Raw genomic sequence first — 19,166 nt, 5'->3', positions numbered from 1 at the left:
CACCGGCAGATTTCGCCCTGGATGCTCCGACCGCAATGGAATGACGAAGACGAAGCGTTGGCGGGCCAGCGCATGTCTCCTTTCAAGATCGGCAGGATTGATGAACCGGACTGAAGAAAAACTCGCAGCGTTGAACCAGCCCAAGCCCTGGTCCGGCATCAATGCCTATCGGTCCGATCCGCTTCTCGTCGATCTTACATCCTCGCTGTCACGCCCGCTGCGCGAGGAATACGATGTCATCGGCAAATATGTGACCTCGCCGGAAGCCCAGGAACTGGCGCGCATGGCCAATGCCAGCCCGCCGCAGCTCAGAACCCATGGCGTGCGTGGCGAACGCCTCGACGTCGTCGAATTTCACCCCGCCTGGCACGCCCTGATGCGCCGCTCGATGGCATCAGGCCTGCATTCCTCCGTCTGGGAAAATGCACCGGAAGCCCGTGGCCATGAACACAAGGCCCGTGCCGTCCGCTTCTTCCTGACCGCCCAGCTCGAATCGGGCCATCTCTGCCCGCTCACCATGACCAGTGCCTCGGTCGCTGCCCTCGTCGCGTCTCCGGCTGTCCAGAAGGAATGGACGCCGCGCATCCTGTCGCGCAAATACGACAGCAGCAACAAGCCGCCGATGCAGAAGAGCGCAGTCACCATCGGCATGGGCATGACCGAAAAGCAGGGCGGCACGGATGTGCGCGCCAACACCACGATGGGCGAACGGGTGGGCGAGGGGATCTACCGCCTCGCTGGCCACAAGTGGTTCATGTCGGCCCCGATGAGTGACGCCTTCGTCATGCTCGCCCAGACCAAGGATGGCATGGGCTGCTTCCTGGTGCCGCGCCTGCTCGAGGACGGCTCTGCCAACGGCCTTGAATTCCAGCGCCTGAAGGAGAAGCTCGGCAATCGCTCGAATGCCTCTTCCGAAGTCGAGTTCTCCGAAACTTTCGGCTTTCTTCTCGGCACGCCCGGCGATGGCGTGCGAACCATCCTCGACATGGTGACGCTGACGCGCCTTGACTGCGCGCTCTCCTCTGCCGGCATGATGCGCGCCTCTATGGCCGAGGCGGTTCACCACGTGCGTGGCCGCATGGTTTTCGGCAAGACGCTGATCGACCAACCGATGATGAGCCGCGTGCTCGCCGACATGGCGCTCGATGTCGCAGCAGCGACCGCACTCGCCTTCCGTCTGGCCGACAGTTTCGACAAGGCGCGCGAAAGTCCCATTGATGCGGCCTATGCCCGCGTCATGACACCGGTTGCCAAATACTGGATCTGCAAGATCGCCCCCGGGCTGATCTACGAGGCCATGGAATGCATCGGCGGCAACGGTTATGTCGAGGAGCGCCCGATCGCCCGGCATTACCGCGAAGCACCGGTCAATGCGATCTGGGAAGGCTCCGGCAATGTCATGGCGCTCGATGTTCTGCGCGTGCTGAGCCGTGGCAAGGATCTCTTCGAAACACTCTTTGCCGGCCTTGAGCGCGATCTCGGCCCCTCCGGCAAGAAGACCGTCGAAGTCCTGCGCGCTGCAACGGCGCTTGCCGAACGTGACGAAGCCGCCGGTCGCCTGCTCATCGAGCAACTGGCGCTCGCGGCCGGTGCCGCCGAGCTCTATCGTCTGGGTGCCGGCAAGATCGCCGATGCCTTCCTCGAATCACGCCTCGCGGGTGGATGGCGCCATACCTACGGCGTGCTCGATGCGCGATTCGATTCGCGCTACGTGCTCGATCTCCTCTATCCGCCGGCTGCCTGACCGGCGAGATAGAGCACGACGGGGATCGTGAAGAAGGCTGCGACCGTCTGCACGGTCGCCGCTGCCGCGTAGAGATCGGCGTCGCCACCCATCTGCTTGGCCAGCACATAGCCGTTCATCGCGGTGGGAACTGCGGCACCCAGCGCGATCATCACGACGATTTCGCCTGAGAGACCGAAAACTAGAGCGAGCAGCACCGCGACAGCCGGGAAGACCAGGAGCTTCAGCACGACCGTCATCAGCACACTCGGCTGCGGTTTGAGGGCATCCGCGACCCGCAGACCTGCGCCGACGGTCACAAGACCCAGCCCGAGCGAGGCGCTGGCAATCAGGTCGACCGCGGTCATGACAGGCGCATATATGGAAATCCCCGCAAAGTTCACGAGCACACCCAGCAAGGCACCGATGATGATCGGATTGGTGACGATCCGGACGACGAAGGTCTTCAAGCCCCGACTCTCGCCGGAGAACCAGACCATCACGCCGACATTGATGAGATTGAGCGGTACGATGATCGAAGCCATGATGATGGCGATGACGGAGAGGCCCGTCTGTCCCGTCAGCTTCTCCGCGATGGCGAGTGCCATGAAGCCGTTCCAGCGCGTCGATGTCTGGAACACGGAGGTATAGGAAGGCCCGCCCATGCCGCGAGCCTTGAGCAGGGGCCAGATCGCAAGAACGAGTGCGGTCATGACCCCGACCGCGAGCAGCGACACCAGTCCGACGCTTCCGCTGTCGAGCGACGAGAAGTCGGTGGTCGATAGCGTCTGAAAAAGCAGGGCCGGAAACAAAACGAAATAGCCGAACTGCTCAAGCCCGCTCCAGAAGCTCTCATTGATGAGCCTGGTGCGTTTCAGCACGACACCGAGAATCACGAGCAGGAAGATCGGCAGGATGCTTTCGAAGATGATGAGCATGGCAGGTCCAGGATGGCGGGCAGGGGAGGGGTAGACCCGGCAACCCCTGCTTTCAATCGAAAATCGTGTCCCGGCGACATTTTCGGCCAAGTGGCTGTAACTGCTCATCCACAGGCGGCGTTAACCTTAACAAAGGGTTTACGTTGCGTGTTCGTGTCGAACAGGCCACCTTTTGCACGGGACAGACGTTAAAGGGTAGAGTGGTGACGGACGCTGGTTCACGGCCGGTAGCGACCATCATGATGATGGTATTTTTCTCGGGGTTGGCGCTCGATATCGCCGTCCCGGCTGCCGTGCTGTCCGTCATGGCTTCCCTGAAATGGCTGGTGGAAAACTGGCCGGCGGCAAATGATTTGTCGTTTGATCAAAAGGCGGAAACGGCATGAAGACACTTCTGCTCTTGTGGGCTTTGCCCATCACGATCCTGGGCGCCTGGTACGGTCTGTCCTACTACGACATGAGCTTCGGCATATTCATGCTGACGCGGGATGCCCATGATCTGGTCTTCCAGATCTATGGCAACGTCCTCGGCATTGCGCCTGAAACAATACCGCCGCTGGTGCTGCGCGCCATCATCGTCGACAGCCTCATCCTGTTCGCGATCATCGGCTTCCGCCGTCGCAAGCAGATCAGGGCCTGGTGGGCCTCCCGTCAGGCGAAGTCGGCGGAATTGTCCGAAGTGCGGGCAAGCCCTGAGAGCCTGTCGAGCGCCCCCTGAAGGATGAAGCTCGCAGCGGCGGAATCGATCCGCTCGCTGCGCTTTGCCCTGGAGACATCCATTTCCAGAAGCGCTCTTTCGGCCGCGACCGTCGACAGCCGCTCGTCCCAGTAGACGAAGGGGATGTCGGTCTTTTCCGACATCGAGCGCACGAAGGCCCGTGTCGCCTGGACGCGCGGGCCCGACGAGCCGTCCATGTTGACCGGCAGACCGATGACAAAGGCGACAATCTTCTCCTTCGCCGCAAAGGCGAGCAGAACCTCCGCGTCCTGCGTGAATTTCACCCGTTTGATAACAGGGCGAGGGGTGGCAAAGCGCCGGCCGAGATCGGAAGCCGAAAGCCCGATCGTCTTCGTGCCCAGGTCGAGCCCGGCGATGGCCTCGCCAGGTCTCAACCGTTCAGCCAGTTCCTCGATCGTCAGCGTGGCCATCTTGTCTCGCCGATCAACGCTTGCGTACGAATTCGGTTCTGAGCACCAGGCCCTTGATCCCGTCAAAGCGGCAGTCGATTTCCTCGGGATCATCCGTCAGTCTGATTGAGCGGATAACAGTGCCCTGCTTCAGCGTCTGGCCGGCACCCTTCACTTTGAGATCCTTGATGAGCACCACCGAATCGCCATCGGCAAGTTCGGTCCCGGAGGCGTCACGGGCGACGGGCTTGGCCGCGGCTGCCGCTGCAACTTCGGACGCCGGACGCCATTCGCCGGTCGCCTCGTCATACACGTAGTCGTCATCGGCCATGGTGGTTCCTTTCTTGCACTCAGCGCTACGGCTGTCATGCTGGTCGCTTAGACCAGCATAGGCATAGAAGCAACTCGGCGCGACCGTTGCCGACGGAGCGCCTCGCCATATATTGCAGACCATATTCAAGGACCGGAGACTCAACGCATGAAAATCACCTGGCTCGGCCACGCCGCCTTCCGTCTCGATTCAGCCAAGGCATCGATCCTCATCGATCCCTTTCTGACCCACAATCCAGGCTTTGCCGGTCTCGACCGGAAGGAAATGACCAAGGGGGTCACGCATATTCTGCTCACCCACGGTCACGGCGACCATGTCGGCGATACGGTCCAGCTTGCCCAGGAAACCGGCGCGACCGTCCTCGCCAATGCCGATCTCGCCGCCTGGCTTGGCTCCAAGGGTGTCGACAAGCTGGAAATGGGCAATACCGGCGGTACCATCCATTTCGAGGGCTTCACGGTGACCTTCACCAACGCCCTGCATTCCTCCGCTCAGATCACCGAAGACGGCGTGTCGCACGCGCTTGGCAATGCCAACGGCTTGATGATGCATTTCGACGACGAAGCTTCGGTGCTCCACATGGGCGACACGGACATCTTTTCCGACATGAAGCTGATCCACGAATTGCATCAGCCCGATGTCGGCATCGTCCCGATCGGCGACCGTTTCACCATGGGCGGCGCGGTGGCGGCACTGGCCTGCCAGCGCTTCTTCGACTTCAAGACGGCGATACCCTGCCACTACGGCTCCTTCCCGATCATCGACCAGACGCCGGAGAAATTCGTCGCCGGCATGGATGGAACGCGCACCCGTGTGGCGACCCCGCAGGCCGGAACGGCCATCGAGGTCTGACAAACCCCGTTGCTTCGGCGCTTGACGGCCATTATAGCGAAGAAAACAGCTTATCCGGAGAATGCCATGTCTGTTGACCTCGCCACCGTCAAGCGCGTCGCGCGCCTTGCCCGCATCGCTGTCAGCGAGGAGGATGCTGCACGCATGACCGGGGAATTGAATGGCATTCTCGGTTTCGTCGAGCAGCTCGACGAAGTGGATGTGACCGGTGTCGAGCCGATGACCTCGGTCACCCCCATGGCCATGAAGAAGCGTGAAGACGTCGTCACCGACGGTAACAAGGCCGACGACATCGTCGCCAATGCGCCGGCCACCGATCGCAATTTCTTCCAGGTGCCGAAGGTCGTCGAATAAGACGCCGTCCGCATCCTAAGTGCGCCTCCCGTTTCTTGAGGGCCTGCCGGCCCGCCGACAGTTTGAAGTGAACCGACCATGAGCGAATTGATCAGCCTCACCATCGCCGAAGCCCGCGCGAAACTCGCCGCCAAGGAGATCAAGGCCGTCGAACTGACGGACGCCTATCTCGCCGCGATCGAGGGTGCGAATAACGATCTGAACGCCTATGTCGCCGTGACCCCGGATGTTGCCCGCGACATGGCGAAGGCATCCGACGCCCGCATCGCGGATGGCAAGGCCGGTGTGCTCGAAGGCATTCCGCTCGGCGTCAAGGATCTCTACGCCACCCGCGATGTGCATACCCAGGCCTGCAGCCACATCCTCGACGGTTTCAAGCCGAAGTATGAATCGACCGTGACCCAGAACCTCTGGGATGCCGGCGCTGTCATGCTCGGCAAGCTCAACATGGACGAATTCGCCATGGGCTCGTCGAACGAGAGCTCCTATTACGGTCCTGCCGTCAACCCGTGGAAGGCCAAGGGGTCGGATGAGAAGCTGGTTCCCGGCGGCTCCTCCGGTGGCTCTGCCGCAGCCGTTGCTGCGCATCTCTGCGCCGGTGCCACGGCAACCGACACCGGCGGCTCGATCCGCCAGCCGGCTGCTCTGACCGGCACCGTTGGCATCAAGCCGACGTACGGCCGCTGCTCGCGTTTCGGCATCGTCGCCTTTGCCTCGTCGCTCGATCAGGCCGGTCCGATAGCCCGCGACGTGCGTGATGCGGCAATCCTTTTGAAATCCATGGCCAGCGTTGACCCGAAGGACACGACTTCTGTCGACCTGCCGGTTCCGGACTACGAAAAGGCCATCGGCGGCTCGGTGAAGGGCATGAAGATCGGCATTCCCAAGGAATACCATATCGAAGGCATGTCGGAAGAGGTCCTGGCCCTCTGGCAACAGGGTATTGCCTGGCTCAAGGAGGCCGGCGCCGAGATCGTCGATATTTCCCTGCCGCACACGAAATACGCGCTGCCGGCCTATTACATCGTGGCACCTGCCGAAGCCTCGTCGAACCTCGCCCGCTATGACGGCGTCCGTTACGGTCTGCGCGTCGACGGCAAGGACATTGTCGACATGTATGAAAAGACCCGTGCAGCAGGCTTCGGCAAGGAAGTCCAGCGCCGCATCATGATCGGCACCTACGTGCTGTCCGCCGGCTACTACGACGCCTACTATCTGAAGGCCCAGAAGGTCCGCACGCTGATCAAGCGCGACTTCGAACTCGCTTTCGAAGCCGGCGTCGACGCAATCCTGACGCCGATCACGCCGTCGTCTGCCTTCGCGATCGGCGACAAGGAACTCGCGGCCGATCCGGTCAAGATGTATCAGCAGGACGTCTTCAGCATCACGCTCAACATGGCCGGTCTGCCGGGTATTTCGGTTCCCGCCGGCCTCGATGCCAAGGGCCTGCCACTCGGTCTTCAGGTCATCGGCAAGCCCTTCGAGGAGGAAACCCTCTTCAAGACGGCCCATGTCATCGAACAGGCTGCCGGCAAGTTCACGCCGGCCAAGTGGTGGTAAAGGACTTCGTCATCCGTGACATGACAGCGGCCGATGCGGATAGCGTCGGCCGCGTCGGTTTCGACGCCTGGGCCGCCAATCCCGTGCTGAATGCCTTCGGCGTCGACATGATGGTTCGCATTCGCCTGAGCTTCCGCCGTTTTGCCCATGAGCATTACAGCCTGATCACCATCGGCGAGCTCGGCGACGAAATTGCGGGCTGGATCGCCCGTGACGGTGCGCGTGACTACATCTCCGATCTCTGGGTGAGCCCCGCCCATCAGGGCCTCGGCATCGGCTCGGCGCTCGTCTCGAGGCTGCTGCGCGAGATGCGCGCCGAAGGTTTGAAACGCGCACGGATCGACACGCACGCCGCCAACGAAGCTGCGATCCGGCTTTACAAGGATCTGGGCTTCACCATCGTCTGGCGCGGAATGCAGCACTCGCCATCCATGGGCATGGCGGTCGACAAGGTGAAGATGCAGCTGGTGTTTTAGCGCGAGCGCCGACGCTGGCTTTCCATATAGGCCTTCAATACCGCATTCATCCGCGTCTGATACCCCTTGCCCTGCTGTCGAAACCAGTCAAGCACGTCGCTATCGAGCCGGACCGTGATCTGCGTTTTAGCGGATGGTGTCACGAGGACGGCCGTCTCGAAGAACGCGTCATCGAGTTCCGGGATATCGCTGTAATCAATCTCTGCGTCCGGACGGGACTGAAGCTCCTTAAGACGAGCGGCTGAGATGGTCATGATACTTTTGCCTTTCGCTGCGGTTCGCGAGACGGGCTGAGATGATGCGGGTGGTGCCGTCGCGGTCTGTATGCATGACGGCGATCACGATCAATCCCTGGATTGCGCCGATGCTCATGTAGCGGGTTTCACCATAATCGCGACGCCCATCGACGCCGGTCAGAACATCGCCCTCGAAGATCAGCCGGGCTTCCTCAAAGGAGATGCCGTGCTTGATCTGGTTGGTGATATTCTTCGCGGCGTCCCACTCGTAGTTCATGTTTAAGTGTAACTACGAATGTAGTGGCGGGCAAGAGTCTCGCGTCCAGCTCACCGGTTATCCAGTTCAGCCCTTACAAGCCTCAAGCCCCGTTCGGTAATACGATAGGGCTTGCCCTGTTTCGAACTGATCGCCTTCAGGCGTTTCAGCCTGCGAAAGAGCTCGACGTCGAAGCCGGGATAGAGCCAGCCGTCGCGGGAGAAGCACAAGGCCTTCTCGATCCTGCGGCGGTCGTCGCGGTGAAGTTCGATCCAGCCGCCCTGGGCCATGAGATGAAGGATACGCTGATCCGTGCGTGAAATATCCATGTTGTGATGTCCGGAGAAGCGCGCCGCGTAGCGCGCATGAAAACGGGTCCGGCGCCTGAAGGCGTCGGGGCTTCGTTTTCTGGCCCTGGCCGATCGCTCCCTCGAAGGGGCGCGGGCAGGGCCTTTACCGGGTCTCGGACAAACCGAACATCAAAACTCCTGTAGACAGTGTTTTGATATCACGATGCGGTTTGCGGCGTCCATGACCGCAATGTCACACGCTCTGGCCAAGAATCATCACCGATGTTTTACTATTCTCAACGACGAGGTGAGGATGGTCACGATCCGCAAGGCACGAAAGGATGATGCAAGGCTGCTGACGGAGGTCGGCATGCGTGCCTGGCGCAAGGCCATGGCGTCCGTCGGCGAGGCGGAGGAAATGGCGGCCAATGCGCGGGACGCTTTTGCGCGCTTCGCGGAAGATGGCTGGATCACCATCACCGTCGTCGAGGTCTCCGGTGTTCCCGCCGGCTGGGCCGCGCGCGAAGACATGGATGAAAACATCACCGATTTCTGGATCGAACCGGATCTGGAAGGCCAGGGGCTCGGCACTGCCTTGCTTGAGGCGGTCGAGGATGAACTCAGGGCACAAGGCATCCCGCTCGCCCGCCTTCAGACCCATGCGATGAACACCGATGCACTGAAGTTCTTCGAAAGAAGGGGCTATCAGGTGAACTGGCTTACCGTCAGCTACAATCCCAAACTCGATCGCGATGTGCAGTCGGTCGGCCTGTCCAAGTTACTATCCGATGCTGGCGGCAGCGGCTATGGTCAGGAATTCTAGATGAGCCGTTCCAAAAGAAGAGCAGCCTCGTCCGCCGTATGAAGGACCGCGTCTGGAACGAGTGCAATCAGCAGGATGATAACAATGTGCAGCCCCGCCATCAGCGGCAACAGGACAGGAAAGGGCGCTTTCCGTGTCTTGTGACGCAGGAGCCGCTGGCAGGCAAAGGCGCCCAGGCCGCCACCGAGAACCGCAAGCAGGATGAGTGTGTCCTCGCGTACGCGCCACGCCCCTTGCGTGGCCGCAATCTTGTCGAAGGCATAGACGCAGAACACGATCCCGTTCCACAGGGCAAAGATCGCGAGAAGGGTGAGGACGGTGTCAGTTGGCATGGCGACCGAAGTCTAGCCAGTCATTGTGCCTTTTCCGTCAACGGAGGGTCGCGTTGCCAACATCCCACAAGTCTTGCACCTTCGGCCCAATTGCTCTACCTCACGAGACAACACGTCCACGCATGACACGAGCATCCGATGACCCTGGTAGACACCCGCACGCCCGATCCGAAACGCTTCATCCCCGGTGCCACCGGTGACTGGGAAGTCATCATCGGCATGGAAGTCCATGCCCAGGTGATGTCGAAGTCCAAGCTGTTTTCCGGCGCCTCGACTGTCTTCGGCAATGCGCCGAATTCCAATGTCTCGCTGGTCGATGCCGCCATGCCCGGCATGCTGCCCGTCATCAACGAGGAATGCGTGGCCCAGGCCGTGCGCACCGGTCTCGGTCTGAAAGCCCAGATCAACAAGCGCTCGATCTTCGACCGCAAGAACTACTTCTATCCGGATCTGCCGCAGGGCTACCAGATCTCGCAGTTCAAGGACCCGATCGTCGGCGAGGGCAAGATCATCATCTCGCTCGGACCTGATCGCCAGGGCCAGTTCGAGGATATCGAGATCGGCATTGAGCGCCTGCATCTGGAGCAGGATGCCGGCAAGTCGATGCACGACCAGCATCCGACCATGTCCTATGTGGATCTCAACCGCTCCGGCGTCGCTCTGATGGAAATCGTGTCGAAGCCCGACATGCGCTCCTCGGACGAAGCCAAGGCCTATATGACCAAGCTGCGCTCGATCGTGCGTTACCTCGGTACCTGCGACGGCAACATGGACGAAGGCTCGATGCGCGCCGACGTCAACGTCTCCGTGCGCAAGCCCGGCGGCGAGTTCGGCACGCGTTGCGAAATCAAGAACGTCAACTCGATCCGTTTCATCGGCCAGGCCATCGAGTATGAGGCCCGTCGCCAGATCGCGATCATCGAGGATGGCGGCACCATCGACCAGGAAACTCGCCTCTTCGATCCGGGCAAGGGCGAGACGCGCTCGATGCGCTCCAAGGAAGATGCGCATGACTATCGCTACTTCCCCGATCCGGACCTGCTGCCGCTCGAATTCGACGATGCCTTCGTCGAGGAGCTGAAGAAGTCGCTTCCCGAGCTGCCCGACGACAAGAAGGCGCGTTTCGTGGCGGAACTCGGCCTCTCCGTCTACGACGCCTCCGTGCTCGTCTCGGAAAAGGCGATCGCCGACTATTTCGAAGCCGTGGCCGAAGGCCGTGACGGCAAGACGGCCGCCAACTGGGTCATCAATGACCTGCTGGGCGCCTTGAACAAAGCCGGCAAAGCCATTGAAGAGACTCCCGTTTCGCCCGCTCAGCTCGGCGGCATCATCGACCTGATCAAGGCCGAGACCATATCCGGCAAGATCGCCAAGGACCTCTTCGAGATCGTATTCAACGAGGGCGGCGACCCGGCGGAAATCGTCGAGAGCCGCGGCATGAAGCAGGTGACCGACACCGGCGCCATCGAAAAGGCCGTCGACGAGATCATTGCCGCCAACCCTGACCAGGTCGCCAAGGTGCTGGCCAAGCCGACACTCGCCGGCTGGTTCGTCGGCCAGGTGATGAAGTCGACCGGCGGCAAGGCCAATCCGCAGGCTGTCCAGGCACTCGTTAAGGCCAAGCTCGGCATCGTCGAGGAGTAAGATCGGTGTTCTTCGTCCGCACGGCCAACGACCGGGATGTCGAACCAATTCGCGCCTTGCTGACGCAGAGTTTCCACGCGACCTATGACCGGTTCTACGGACCGGCCAAGGTCGCCGAGCTGATCGCGGCCTGGCATTCGCCGGCCGAAATCAAGCGGCGCATTCACGTCAAAGGCGGCGAATATCTCGTCGCCGACGACGGTAAGCGGATCGGCGGCATGGCCTTCGCGGCCATCTCCGAGAAGCTGACCAAGACCGCCATTCTGCATCAGCTCTATGTCCACCCGGACCATCAGCGCCAGGGCATCGGTCGCGATCTCTTCGCCGAGATCGAGACCTGCTTTCCGGATGCCGAGATCCTGCGGCTGGAAGTCGAGCCGCAGAATGCTGGCGCCATCGCCTTTTACGAGGCACATGACTTCGTCGAGGTCGACCGTACCAAGAATTGCGGCGGTCCCGACAGCGGGATCGAGGCTGTGATCATGGAAAAGCCGCTCAAGTGATCGGCTTTTTTGTTGCTTGCGCGACAGTCAGTTGAACGGGGCTTCCGTCACCGTGCCATCTTCGTCGATCAGTTGCACGGCGGTGCATTCGATAAGCCCGTCCGCTTTGGCATTGCTGCAGGCAAGCTCTGCGGCCTTCAGCGCCAATTCCCTAGTCTGCCAGCCGCAGGAAAACTGGTGCCAGTGCGGTCCGCCATCGGCCATCATGAAGATGTCGACGCTCCAGTTGCCCGGGGAACAGACAGCATTTACCTCGCAGGCCTCGACCGTTCCGCCGCCCGCGATGCACTGCTTGACGGCGCAGTCGATTGCGCTGGTCGCGTCCTTTTCCGCGCAGAGCCCTGAGCTCATCTCCGGCGCCTGCACATAGGCAATCGCCTTGCGTCCGCCTTCCTGAGCTTCGGCCGCCATGGCAGAAAGAGTTACGCACAGAATTGTCACCAGCCGTCGCATCACTGTCATCAAGAAGTCCTCCCGGATCGCTATGGAGCACGAGACTAGTGCAACAGCGGGGGCGGCATGCAAGTCCAATCAGTGCAGATAAGAGAAGCCACCGAGAATGATCTGGAGGCGATCGTCTCCCTCTTTGCCGATGATCCCCTCGGCGGCCATGGCGACACGACCGATCCTGAGGCTTTGCCCAACTATCGCGCCGCATTCCGGAAGATTGCCGCGTCTCCAAACGAGACGCTTTATGTCGCGGAACTCGACGGTCAGGTTGTCGGCACTTTCCAGACGATGGTCACCACCACCCTGACAGCGCTCGGTTCTTCCTCGCTGATCATTGAAGCGGTTCAGACGCGGGCCGACATGCGGGGCAGGGGTATTGGCGCGGCCATGATCGACTTTGCCATTGAGCATGCCCGCGAAACCGGCATGCGCCTCGTCCAGCTGACTTCGAACGCCGTGCGCAAGGATGCCCATCGCTTCTACGAACGGCTCGGCTTCACGCCCTCCCATATCGGCTTCAAGCTGAAGCTGAAATGACGGGGGTGCGACGGGGAATCACTGGACAACAGCCGGTCGAGGCGGCATAAGCGAGACAGGTTCGACAAGGCCGTTCTGCGGCCTGCGTTAATTGCCCAAGGATACACGATGAAGCAGTTTCTCTTGCAGATCTTCACCTGGTGGAACGGCCAGACCATGGGCACGCGTTTCTTCACCTGGCGTCACGGCAAGCGCGTCGGCGAAGACGAGTTCGGCAATGTCTATTACGAAGGTCCGATGACGAGCTGGGGTCAACCGAAGCGCTGGGTAATCTATAGCGGTTACGCCGAAGCCTCGAAGATCGCCTCCGGCTGGCACGGCTGGATGCATTACCGCACCGATACCCCGCCGTCGAAGGAAGACTACAAGCCGCGCGAATGGGAAAAGGCGCATCGCCCGAACCAGACCGGCACGGCTGCTGCCTATCGCCCGCAGGGCTCGATTTCCGCCACCGGCGAGCGTCCGCGTGTCACCGGCGACTATGATGCCTGGACGCCGGGCAGCTGATACCCGATTTGGCCATAATCCGGCATTAGGGCCTCTATCGTGAGGCCCTTCTTGTATCTGGCATCCGGTCGAGACGGGCAAGAGGATCGATGAAAGCGAGCGGGACGATGAAGTTGAGTGGATGGGCATGGGCCATTCCGGTTGTCGGGCTTGCCGCCGCGGCGTCGCTTGGTCTTGCCGGCAAGGCTGATGCCGCCCGCCTCGAAAATCCCGTCGCTGAGTTTTCTGGTATCGACAAGATCACCGGCCGCATCACCACCTTCGACGTCTATGTCAACGAAACGGTCCAGTTCGGCGCCCTCCAGGTGACGCCCAAGGTCTGCTATTCGCGTGACGAGACGGAAGCGCAGAAGATCGACGCCTTTATCGAGGTCGACGAAATCACGCTCGACCGCAAGATCCGCCGCATCTTTTCCGGCTGGATGTTTGCTGACAGCCCGGCGCTGAATGCCGTCGAGCACCCGATTTATGACGTCTGGCTGACCGGCTGCAAGGTCGAGTCGGAAGTCCCGCCACCACCGGGTGTCGAGGCTGTCGCCAAGCCCGCGCCGGAACCCGCAAAGACTGCCGATGCCGTTACGCCGGCACCGACCGCAGCCTCCGCGCAGCCGGGTGCGGCAGTCACGGATCCGTCTCAGGCCACCGTGCCGGGTGTAGATCCCAACCAGACCGCCCTGCCGCCGCTCGATGCGCCGGTGGAAGTCCCCAATGAGGTCTTTGGAGGCGCGCTGCCGGAGCAGGACGGTCTGCAGCAGGACGATCTCATTCCGGGCGGCCAGCCGCTGCCGCCACCGACCCAGGTGACACCGCCTCCGGGCGTTGGTCTCTTCTGAGGCGATTAAGGTCGGTCAAATCAGACACGATAGCTGTGCTTCCAGACCACCGGGCGCCTCACCTGCTTTTCCCGCAATGCGGTCTCCTCTGCTTGGGCGGTGCCCGGCTTCAACAAGAGTTTGACCTGAGAGCAGCGGTTCTCCGGGAAACGACAGCGCCTTCCTGCGGGCGCCTCGACGGCGAGACGCTTCGCGGTTGACATCCTCCCCAATAGGGAGAACAAGAGGCGAACGAACAGGAGTTCACCCATGTCTCTCTCTGAAAAATTCATCGTCCTTCCCTTCAAGAAGAACCGTGGCAATATCGTGCCCGGCGAGATGCGCCAGGCCTCCAGCGCCGCCGCCGCCGAGAAGATCGCCACCGCCATGTCCGCCCGCCACCTCGGTGTCGCCGCCTATTCCATTCAGGTCGACGAGGAGAGCGGCGACATGAACAGTCCCAAGCTGATCATCGCCTTCGGCGAAACGGCAGACCTGACCGTGAACTGACGGAGCCTTCACGGCCCCGGCATGACGTTTTTGGGTTGCCACCTGTCGTTTTTGATAGCAAGGATTCAGCCGGATATTTTCTTTTTCAATTGGACCAACATTTGAAATGACTGACCCTGTGATGCGGTCCACAACGACGGCTGGTGCCGTTGACAGCATGGTTGGCGAACTGACGGCGGCTGATCCGCTATTGGTCGGCAACGATGCGCTTCTCGCGGCGGTCCTGAGTGGCTGCGGCGACTGCATCAAGGTGCTCGATCTCCAGGGTCGCTTGCAATTCATGAGCGAAGGCGGCAAGCGGGTCATGGAAGTCGACGATTTCGCGCCGCTCAAGGGCTGCCCCTGGCCGGACCTCTGGAGTGGCGATGGCAACACCGCCGCCAGACAGGCCGTGGAAGCGGCGATTGCCGGAAAACCATCCCGCTTCGTGGGTGAAGCGAACACCGTGAAGGGCAATAGCCGCTTCTGGGATGTGCAGGTGGCACCCATATTCAACGCCGATGGCAGCCCCTCCCATATCCTGTCGATATCCAAGGACATCTCGGACGTCACCGACGCCAGGCAGCGGCTGGAGCTTTTGAACGGTGAACTGCAACACCGCATTAAGAATACGCTCGCCGTGGTTAGCGCTATCGCGCGTCAGACGCTGAAAGGCGACGATATCCGCGATCGCCGCGATGCCTTTACCGGCCGCTTGCAGGCGCTCGCCGAGGCCAATGACATGATTTCGACGAAGGCCCTCCAGGATGCGCCGATCCGTGCCGTGGTCGAAAACGCGCTGCGCCCGCATGTGCAGAGCGAGCAGCGGTTCTCGATTTCCGGTCACGATCTCGACCTGACCGCCAAACACGCCCTGACGGTGGCGCTGACCATCCACGAGCTTGCCACCAACGCGACGAAATATGGCGCGCTTTCCGATGGCAATGGCAAGATTGACATTCGCTGGCAGGTCGATCGCAAGGCTGACAATCCCAACGAAGCTTTCCACTTCGTCTGGCAGGAAAGTGGTGGGCCGCATGTGCAAGAGCCGAAGACGCAAGGCTTTGGCTCTAAGCTCATCTCGCGCATCTTCGCTGCCGATTTCGCCGGACAGGTCAGCGTCGAATACCACCCGACAGGCCTCGTCTGCACAATGAGGGCGCCGATCCCGCAATAAGCGGGGGATCATGACGACCCGCAAGCTGCCGGCTGACCCGCTCTGATGGGCGCGAGAGAGTCATGGCCGCAGGCGACGGCGAAGCGGGCCTTTGAAGAGATGAGCGAAGAGAGCAAGATCGGCGTCGCCAAGATCGTCGCAGCTAGCCGTGGTTGAGGCGAGCCTCTAGCACAAGGTCAGCCACATCACCCCGCCATAGGTGATCAGCGTCGCCACCAGTGCGGCTGCCTGCAGCATTCCGCCGATCTTGTGCAGCAGCCGTACCTCATCGGTTTGCGGCTCTGTGAGTGCCCTGGTCGCAAACCGGTGTAGCCCACCGATCAGCGCCAAAACAATGACGAGCATCACCGCCAGCAAAAGTCGCAGCGCCGAGGTCGGGCCGACATCGATCTGGTGCCAGCCGAGATGGCATCCTGTCGCCTGCACCCCATAGAGAAGCAGGAAGGCACCTGACCAGATCACGAAGCCTGTGAGCAGCAGGACGAACGGGGATACTTTCATCTCATCGCCCTCCGATCCCGGTCAGGCTCTGCAACACGAAGGGGAAGGCGAGCCCGATCAGACCGGCAACGGCGGTATAGTCGTGCCACAGCCGCCCGATCCGCAGATCGAGCATGCGTGACGGCCCGATATACCCGCTGTTCCAGCGCCACAGACCGTAGATCGCCAGCACCGCGCCGATCGCCGCATGCAGCCCGACGTAAACGGCGACGGCAAAGGCGGCCGCAGAGGCAGCATGCCCAGTTGGCGCCGGGATCGACATCAGCAGTACCGCGACCGCGCCGACGCTGATCATATGTGCGACAAGCGTCACCGCGAGGCTCGTGACCGTCCGACCGGCCTGACCATTGGCGAACCGTCCGGCGATGGCGGCTGTGACGAGCGTGCCAGCACCGATCAGCGACGGCAGAACGAAGGTGAAGTCGAGATCCGGCGGCGGCCAGTTGGGGGCGGATAGCCAGAGGAAGAAGGCGCCGAAGACCAGTGACGTGTAGAGCGTCGCATTGGCGGCGAGCGCAAAGACCACGGCCCACCACGAGGGCGGTTGCGCCACTTCCTGGTGATGCAGAGCCCGCTCGCCGCGCCCGACTTCCAGCGGGCCGACATCCTGCTTCAGCCCCGTCGCCGGCGTCCAGAGGAAGAAAAGGATGACGACCGCCACGAAGGCGACGGGTGTGAACCAGTAGATCTTGGCGAGCAGACTGGCGAAGAAGGCGGCCGTCGCGATCGCCGTCCAGAGCGGCAGATAGGTCGGGCGGGGCAGGATGACCACATGGTCGAGGCGACCGCTCACCATGTCGACGGTCAGCGTTTCCATCCAGCCATTGCGCATGAAGCCGAGATAGCCCCGTCCGGCGGCGAGCTCCGGACCGAGGCTGCGCGGCGCGAGCGCATCGGCGCGGATGTCGATGTGTGGCAACGAGCCGAAATTATAGGACGGCGGCGGCGTGGGCGTCGCCCATTCCAGCGTGCCGGCTTCCCAAGGGTCACGACGGAATGGCCGGCCATGGCGAATGAGCATGATCAGGTCGAGAGCCACCAGCGCAAAACCGATCGTCATCACGAAGCTGCCGACCGAGGAGATGAAGTTCAAGACCTCCCAGCCGGCGGCCTGTGGGTATTCGAAGACCCGGCGCGGCATGCCGCGCAGGCCCGTCAGGTGCATGATGAAGAAGGTGACGTTGAAGCCGATGAAGATCAGCCAGAAGGCGGGCTTCGACAGATGCTGCACGGGCTGGCGCCCGGTGATGTGCGGCAGCCAGTAATAGGCGGCCGCCATCATCGGAAAGACGAAGCCGCCGACCAGCACGTAATGCAGATGCGCCACGACGAAGTGTGTGTCATGCGCCTGCCAGTCGAAGGGCACCATGGCCAGCATGACACCGGTCAGGCCTCCCGCCACGAAGACGAAGAAAAAGCCGAAGACATGCAGCATCGGGATGGAATAGCGTGGCCTGCCATGCGCCATGGTGGCAAGCCAGGCGAAGATCTGGATGCCGGTGGGGATGGCAACCAGCGCACTGGCCGCCGAGAAGAATGAGAGCGCCACATGTGGAATGCCCACCGTATACATGTGGTGCACCCAAAGCCCGAAGGAGAGAAAGGCCATGGCGACGATGGCGGCCACGATCAGACCATAACCTTCCAGTCGTGTGCGACACAGAACCGGAATGATGGTCGATAGCGCGCCGGCCGCGGGCAGGAAGATGATGTAGACCTCCGGATGGCCGAACAGCCAGAACAGGTGCTGCCAGAGCAGCGGATCACCGCCGCGTGTAGGGTCGAAGAAGGGCAGGTCGAAGGCCCGCTCCACCTCCAGCAGAATGGAGCCGAGGATCAGCGGCGGGAAGCCGATGATCATCATCGCCGCGACAACCAGCATGTACCAGGCGAAGATCGGCATCCGCGTGAGCGACATGCCCGGTGACCGGAGCTTGAGGATCGTCACCATGATCTCGATCGCCGCTGACAGCGCCGAGATCTCGACGAAGGTGATGCCGAGCAGCCAGACATCGGCATTGATGCCGGGGGAATAGGGCCGCGAGGAGAGCGGCGTATACATGAACCAGCCGCCATCTGGGGCAATGCCGAACAGGAGGGCTGCGACCAGGAAGGTGCCGCCAAACAGGTAGCACCAGTAGCCATAGGCAGACATGCGCGGGAAGGCGAGATCGCGGGCACCGAGCATCTTCGGCAGGAGATAGATCGCCAGGCCCTCGAAGAAGGGGATGGCGAACAGGAACATCATGATGACGCCATGCATCGTGAAGACCTGGGCATATTGGGCGGCATCGAGGAAGGCGCTGTTGGTCGAGGCGAGCTGTGCCCGGATCAGCATGGCAAGCACGCCGCCGATCGCGAAGAACACGAGTGCCGTCACCATGAAGCGCTTGCCGACAACGGTGTGGTTCACCGCCGACAGCCTCTCGAGGCCATGGCCCGAGCCCCAGACGGCGTCGAGCTCATGGTGCAGCCGGATCGCCGTTTCCGGTGTCTGATAGCCCGTCTCGGGTCTGGCATCGTTCATGGTGCGGACACTCCTGCGGACAGTGCTGTGAGACGTTGGCGATAGGTTTCGGGCGGATGGGCTTCGACGGTGAAGCGCATGCCGGCATGGCCGTTGCCGCAATATTCGGCGCAGATGCCGCCATAGCGGCCCGGCACATCGGCCCGGATGCGCACGACCGTCTCATGCCCAGGCACGGCGTCGATCTTGCCGGCGAGCCTCGGTATCCAGAAACTGTGCACGACATCGGCGCTGGTGACCCGCACCTCCACCACGCCGCCGGCCGGAATATGCAAGGTCCCGTCGGTACTGACACCATCCCCGAGATCCGGATAACGGAAGCCCCATTGCCACATGGCGCCATGCGCCTCGACACGGGCGACCACCGGCTCGTTCTGCCAGGCGCCAATCAGATATTCCCCCTGCGCCATGCCATAGGTCATCAGCGCGATCAGCACGGGAACAGGCAGGAACAGCCCGCCGGCGATCATCCAGCCCTTGGGTGAAAGGCTGCGTCCGAAGCCGGGCCTGAAGAAAACGAGGCCGAGAAGCACGAGCACCAGCGAAAGGATCAATCCGGCCCCGAAAAGCATGATCCACCAGAGGTCGGCGATCGCGCCTGCATAAGGCCCTGCGGGATCAAGCGCTGAGAGATCGCCGGAACAGGAAGTGAGAAACAGCGCCCCCAGAGAGAGCGGCGCAAGGCGATGGAACATTCCGCCGATCACAGGCCTTTTCCCC

General features: G+C 61.7%; 25 protein-coding genes and 1 pseudogene. 15 read left to right on the top strand and 11 right to left on the bottom strand.

Annotated elements, in window-relative coordinates:
- Nucleotides 1-100 precede the first annotated feature (100 nt).
- Nucleotides 101-1,744: an acyl-CoA dehydrogenase family protein gene (locus tag SJY08_RS09690; protein ID WP_377275428.1), complete on the top strand. Its 1,644-nt coding sequence runs from the start codon at nucleotides 101-103 to the stop codon at nucleotides 1,742-1,744.
- Here the strand turns inward: SJY08_RS09690 and SJY08_RS09685 are convergent.
- The gene (locus tag SJY08_RS09685) at nucleotides 1,726-2,661 is read right to left on the bottom strand and encodes an AEC family transporter (RefSeq protein ID WP_069041611.1); all 936 of its coding nucleotides are present in this window, start codon (nucleotides 2,659-2,661) and stop codon (nucleotides 1,726-1,728) included. The two genes, SJY08_RS09690 and SJY08_RS09685, sit on opposite strands and share 19 nt — an antisense overlap.
- 203 nt (nucleotides 2,662-2,864) lie before the next feature.
- On the opposite strand from SJY08_RS09685, the gene SJY08_RS09680 reads away from it, so the two are divergent.
- Together SJY08_RS09680 and SJY08_RS09675 are read left to right on the top strand one after the other, a co-directional pair.
- The gene (locus SJY08_RS09680) at nucleotides 2,865-3,047 is read left to right on the top strand and encodes a hypothetical protein (RefSeq protein ID WP_236759315.1); all 183 of its coding nucleotides are present in this window, start codon (nucleotides 2,865-2,867) and stop codon (nucleotides 3,045-3,047) included.
- Nucleotides 3,044-3,379 carry a DUF6105 family protein gene (locus SJY08_RS09675; protein WP_377275427.1) on the top strand — a complete coding sequence of 112 codons (336 nt, stop codon included), beginning with the start codon at nucleotides 3,044-3,046 and terminating at the stop codon, nucleotides 3,377-3,379. The genes SJY08_RS09680 and SJY08_RS09675 overlap by 4 nt, the downstream gene beginning before the upstream one ends.
- Here the strand turns inward: SJY08_RS09675 and ruvX are convergent.
- Complete coding sequence (ruvX, locus tag SJY08_RS09670; protein WP_069041610.1) at nucleotides 3,313-3,810, bottom strand: Holliday junction resolvase RuvX; 498 nt, start codon at nucleotides 3,808-3,810, stop codon at nucleotides 3,313-3,315. The two genes, SJY08_RS09675 and ruvX, sit on opposite strands and share 67 nt — an antisense overlap.
- A 13-nt stretch (nucleotides 3,811-3,823) precedes the next feature.
- Entirely contained in the window at nucleotides 3,824-4,120 is a 297-nt protein-coding gene (locus SJY08_RS09665; protein ID WP_054150659.1) for an alkylphosphonate utilization protein, read from the bottom strand.
- A 147-nt stretch (nucleotides 4,121-4,267) separates the two neighbouring features.
- On the opposite strand from SJY08_RS09665, the gene SJY08_RS09660 reads away from it, so the two are divergent.
- The 4 genes from SJY08_RS09660 to SJY08_RS09645 all read left to right on the top strand — a co-directional run bounded on the left by SJY08_RS09660 (nucleotide 4,268) and on the right by SJY08_RS09645 (nucleotide 7,362).
- On the top strand, nucleotides 4,268-4,972 hold the full coding sequence (locus tag SJY08_RS09660) for a metal-dependent hydrolase (protein WP_069041609.1): 705 nt from the start codon (nucleotides 4,268-4,270) through the stop codon (nucleotides 4,970-4,972).
- Nucleotides 4,973-5,038: 66 nt separating this feature from the next.
- Entirely contained in the window at nucleotides 5,039-5,326 is a 288-nt protein-coding gene (gatC, locus tag SJY08_RS09655) for an Asp-tRNA(Asn)/Glu-tRNA(Gln) amidotransferase subunit GatC (RefSeq protein ID WP_054150661.1), read from the top strand.
- 78 nt (nucleotides 5,327-5,404) lie between these two features.
- Nucleotides 5,405-6,886, top strand: a complete 1,482-nt coding sequence (gene gatA, locus SJY08_RS09650) for an Asp-tRNA(Asn)/Glu-tRNA(Gln) amidotransferase subunit GatA (RefSeq protein WP_054150662.1) — start codon at nucleotides 5,405-5,407, stop codon at nucleotides 6,884-6,886.
- Entirely contained in the window at nucleotides 6,880-7,362 is a 483-nt protein-coding gene (locus SJY08_RS09645) for a GNAT family N-acetyltransferase (protein WP_377275426.1), read from the top strand. The genes gatA and SJY08_RS09645 overlap by 7 nt, the downstream gene beginning before the upstream one ends.
- Here SJY08_RS09645 and SJY08_RS09640 read toward each other — a convergent pair.
- From SJY08_RS09640 to SJY08_RS09630, 3 genes are read right to left on the bottom strand one after another with little or no spacing between them, the layout of a single operon-like run.
- Nucleotides 7,359-7,616, bottom strand: a complete 258-nt coding sequence (locus SJY08_RS09640; protein WP_082347753.1) for a BrnA antitoxin family protein — start codon at nucleotides 7,614-7,616, stop codon at nucleotides 7,359-7,361. The two genes, SJY08_RS09645 and SJY08_RS09640, sit on opposite strands and share 4 nt — an antisense overlap.
- Nucleotides 7,591-7,875 (bottom strand): BrnT family toxin, encoded by a 285-nt coding sequence (locus tag SJY08_RS09635; protein WP_377275425.1) that lies wholly within the window; start codon nucleotides 7,873-7,875, stop codon nucleotides 7,591-7,593. The genes SJY08_RS09640 and SJY08_RS09635 overlap by 26 nt, the downstream gene beginning before the upstream one ends.
- A 50-nt stretch (nucleotides 7,876-7,925) precedes the next feature.
- Nucleotides 7,926-8,183 carry a YjhX family toxin gene (locus tag SJY08_RS09630; RefSeq protein ID WP_377275424.1) on the bottom strand — a complete coding sequence of 86 codons (258 nt, stop codon included), beginning with the start codon at nucleotides 8,181-8,183 and terminating at the stop codon, nucleotides 7,926-7,928.
- A 274-nt stretch (nucleotides 8,184-8,457) separates the two neighbouring features.
- Here SJY08_RS09630 and SJY08_RS09625 point away from each other — a divergent pair, with 274 nt between their 5' ends.
- Nucleotides 8,458-8,967, top strand: a complete 510-nt coding sequence (locus tag SJY08_RS09625) for a GNAT family N-acetyltransferase (RefSeq protein ID WP_377275423.1) — start codon at nucleotides 8,458-8,460, stop codon at nucleotides 8,965-8,967.
- Here the strand turns inward: SJY08_RS09625 and SJY08_RS09620 are convergent.
- Nucleotides 8,964-9,299, bottom strand: a complete 336-nt coding sequence (locus tag SJY08_RS09620; RefSeq protein ID WP_054150667.1) for a DUF1294 domain-containing protein — start codon at nucleotides 9,297-9,299, stop codon at nucleotides 8,964-8,966. The two genes, SJY08_RS09625 and SJY08_RS09620, sit on opposite strands and share 4 nt — an antisense overlap.
- Before the next feature lie 138 nt (nucleotides 9,300-9,437).
- Here SJY08_RS09620 and gatB point away from each other — a divergent pair, with 138 nt between their 5' ends.
- Nucleotides 9,438-10,943 (top strand): Asp-tRNA(Asn)/Glu-tRNA(Gln) amidotransferase subunit GatB, encoded by a 1,506-nt coding sequence (gene gatB, locus SJY08_RS09615; RefSeq protein WP_377275422.1) that lies wholly within the window; start codon nucleotides 9,438-9,440, stop codon nucleotides 10,941-10,943.
- 5 nt (nucleotides 10,944-10,948) lie between these two features.
- A complete protein-coding gene (locus SJY08_RS09610; protein WP_377275421.1) occupies nucleotides 10,949-11,446 on the top strand; it encodes a GNAT family N-acetyltransferase in 498 nt (165 codons plus the stop codon).
- 27 nt (nucleotides 11,447-11,473) lie between these two features.
- Here SJY08_RS09610 and SJY08_RS09605 read toward each other — a convergent pair whose 3' ends face one another.
- On the bottom strand, nucleotides 11,474-11,908 hold the full coding sequence (locus SJY08_RS09605; RefSeq protein ID WP_300890838.1) for a hypothetical protein: 435 nt from the start codon (nucleotides 11,906-11,908) through the stop codon (nucleotides 11,474-11,476).
- Nucleotides 11,909-11,965: 57 nt separating this feature from the next.
- Here SJY08_RS09605 and SJY08_RS09600 point away from each other — a divergent pair, with 57 nt between their 5' ends.
- The 5 genes and pseudogenes from SJY08_RS09600 to SJY08_RS09580 all read left to right on the top strand — a co-directional run bounded on the left by SJY08_RS09600 (nucleotide 11,966) and on the right by SJY08_RS09580 (nucleotide 15,418).
- On the top strand, nucleotides 11,966-12,433 hold the full coding sequence (locus SJY08_RS09600; protein ID WP_377275420.1) for a GNAT family N-acetyltransferase: 468 nt from the start codon (nucleotides 11,966-11,968) through the stop codon (nucleotides 12,431-12,433).
- A 108-nt stretch (nucleotides 12,434-12,541) separates the two neighbouring features.
- Nucleotides 12,542-12,940: an NADH:ubiquinone oxidoreductase subunit NDUFA12 gene (locus tag SJY08_RS09595; protein ID WP_054150672.1), complete on the top strand. Its 399-nt coding sequence runs from the start codon at nucleotides 12,542-12,544 to the stop codon at nucleotides 12,938-12,940.
- Between the two features lie 107 nt (nucleotides 12,941-13,047).
- Nucleotides 13,048-13,473 (top strand): annotated as a pseudogene (locus SJY08_RS09590) (DUF2155 domain-containing protein); the annotation flags it as partial.
- A 549-nt stretch (nucleotides 13,474-14,022) separates the two neighbouring features.
- Nucleotides 14,023-14,262 carry a hypothetical protein gene (locus SJY08_RS09585; RefSeq protein ID WP_054150675.1) on the top strand — a complete coding sequence of 80 codons (240 nt, stop codon included), beginning with the start codon at nucleotides 14,023-14,025 and terminating at the stop codon, nucleotides 14,260-14,262.
- A gap of 121 nt (nucleotides 14,263-14,383) precedes the next feature.
- Nucleotides 14,384-15,418, top strand: coding sequence for a sensor histidine kinase (locus SJY08_RS09580; RefSeq protein ID WP_377275419.1), 1,035 nt, complete (start codon nucleotides 14,384-14,386; stop codon nucleotides 15,416-15,418).
- Between the two features lie 165 nt (nucleotides 15,419-15,583).
- On the opposite strand, the gene SJY08_RS09575 is transcribed toward SJY08_RS09580, so the two are convergent.
- The 3 genes from SJY08_RS09575 to coxB are packed head-to-tail and all read right to left on the bottom strand — an operon-like array spanning nucleotide 15,584 to nucleotide 19,141.
- Nucleotides 15,584-15,919, bottom strand: a complete 336-nt coding sequence (locus SJY08_RS09575; protein ID WP_377275418.1) for a hypothetical protein — start codon at nucleotides 15,917-15,919, stop codon at nucleotides 15,584-15,586.
- A gap of 1 nt (nucleotide 15,920) precedes the next feature.
- Nucleotides 15,921-18,446, bottom strand: coding sequence for a cytochrome c oxidase subunit I (gene ctaD / locus SJY08_RS09570; RefSeq protein WP_377275417.1), 2,526 nt, complete (start codon nucleotides 18,444-18,446; stop codon nucleotides 15,921-15,923).
- Nucleotides 18,443-19,141 carry a cytochrome c oxidase subunit II gene (gene coxB, locus SJY08_RS09565; protein ID WP_377275416.1) on the bottom strand — a complete coding sequence of 233 codons (699 nt, stop codon included), beginning with the start codon at nucleotides 19,139-19,141 and terminating at the stop codon, nucleotides 18,443-18,445. Before coxB ends, ctaD begins: the two co-directional genes overlap by 4 nt.
- Between the last annotated feature and the right edge of the window lie 25 nt (nucleotides 19,142-19,166).

The sequence above is a fragment of the Rhizobium sp. R86522 genome, from assembly GCF_042466255.1.
GTDB lineage: Bacteria > Pseudomonadota > Alphaproteobacteria > Rhizobiales > Rhizobiaceae > Allorhizobium.
The sequence above is the reverse complement of the archived record's forward strand: the minus strand, read 5'-3'. Positions and strand labels throughout refer to the sequence as shown.

Bases quoted from the DNA above. Each gene is read 5' to 3' on its own strand.
- SJY08_RS09600 (WP_377275420.1), top strand. From the start codon at position 11,966: ATGCAAGTCCAATCAGTGCAGATAAGAGAAGCCACCGAGAATGATCTG.
- SJY08_RS09575 (WP_377275418.1), bottom strand. From the start codon at position 15,919: ATGAAAGTATCCCCGTTCGTCCTGCTGCTCACAGGCTTCGTGATCTGG.
- SJY08_RS09620 (WP_054150667.1), bottom strand. From the start codon at position 9,299: ATGCCAACTGACACCGTCCTCACCCTTCTCGCGATCTTTGCCCTGTGG.
- SJY08_RS09595 (WP_054150672.1), top strand. From the start codon at position 12,542: ATGAAGCAGTTTCTCTTGCAGATCTTCACCTGGTGGAACGGCCAGACC.
- SJY08_RS09640 (WP_082347753.1), bottom strand. From the start codon at position 7,616: ATGACCATCTCAGCCGCTCGTCTTAAGGAGCTTCAGTCCCGTCCGGAC.
- SJY08_RS09580 (WP_377275419.1), top strand. From the start codon at position 14,384: ATGCGGTCCACAACGACGGCTGGTGCCGTTGACAGCATGGTTGGCGAA.
- coxB (WP_377275416.1), bottom strand. From the start codon at position 19,141: ATGTTCCATCGCCTTGCGCCGCTCTCTCTGGGGGCGCTGTTTCTCACT.
- gatC (WP_054150661.1), top strand. From the start codon at position 5,039: ATGTCTGTTGACCTCGCCACCGTCAAGCGCGTCGCGCGCCTTGCCCGC.
- SJY08_RS09665 (WP_054150659.1), bottom strand. From the start codon at position 4,120: ATGGCCGATGACGACTACGTGTATGACGAGGCGACCGGCGAATGGCGT.
- SJY08_RS09585 (WP_054150675.1), top strand. From the start codon at position 14,023: ATGTCTCTCTCTGAAAAATTCATCGTCCTTCCCTTCAAGAAGAACCGT.
- SJY08_RS09685 (WP_069041611.1), bottom strand. From the start codon at position 2,661: ATGCTCATCATCTTCGAAAGCATCCTGCCGATCTTCCTGCTCGTGATT.
- SJY08_RS09625 (WP_377275423.1), top strand. From the start codon at position 8,458: ATGGTCACGATCCGCAAGGCACGAAAGGATGATGCAAGGCTGCTGACG.
- SJY08_RS09675 (WP_377275427.1), top strand. From the start codon at position 3,044: ATGAAGACACTTCTGCTCTTGTGGGCTTTGCCCATCACGATCCTGGGC.
- ctaD (WP_377275417.1), bottom strand. From the start codon at position 18,446: ATGAACGATGCCAGACCCGAGACGGGCTATCAGACACCGGAAACGGCG.
- SJY08_RS09660 (WP_069041609.1), top strand. From the start codon at position 4,268: ATGAAAATCACCTGGCTCGGCCACGCCGCCTTCCGTCTCGATTCAGCC.
- gatB (WP_377275422.1), top strand. From the start codon at position 9,438: ATGACCCTGGTAGACACCCGCACGCCCGATCCGAAACGCTTCATCCCC.
- gatA (WP_054150662.1), top strand. From the start codon at position 5,405: ATGAGCGAATTGATCAGCCTCACCATCGCCGAAGCCCGCGCGAAACTC.
- SJY08_RS09630 (WP_377275424.1), bottom strand. From the start codon at position 8,183: ATGGATATTTCACGCACGGATCAGCGTATCCTTCATCTCATGGCCCAG.
- SJY08_RS09605 (WP_300890838.1), bottom strand. From the start codon at position 11,908: ATGACAGTGATGCGACGGCTGGTGACAATTCTGTGCGTAACTCTTTCT.
- SJY08_RS09690 (WP_377275428.1), top strand. From the start codon at position 101: ATGAACCGGACTGAAGAAAAACTCGCAGCGTTGAACCAGCCCAAGCCC.
- ruvX (WP_069041610.1), bottom strand. From the start codon at position 3,810: ATGGCCACGCTGACGATCGAGGAACTGGCTGAACGGTTGAGACCTGGC.
- SJY08_RS09635 (WP_377275425.1), bottom strand. From the start codon at position 7,875: ATGAACTACGAGTGGGACGCCGCGAAGAATATCACCAACCAGATCAAG.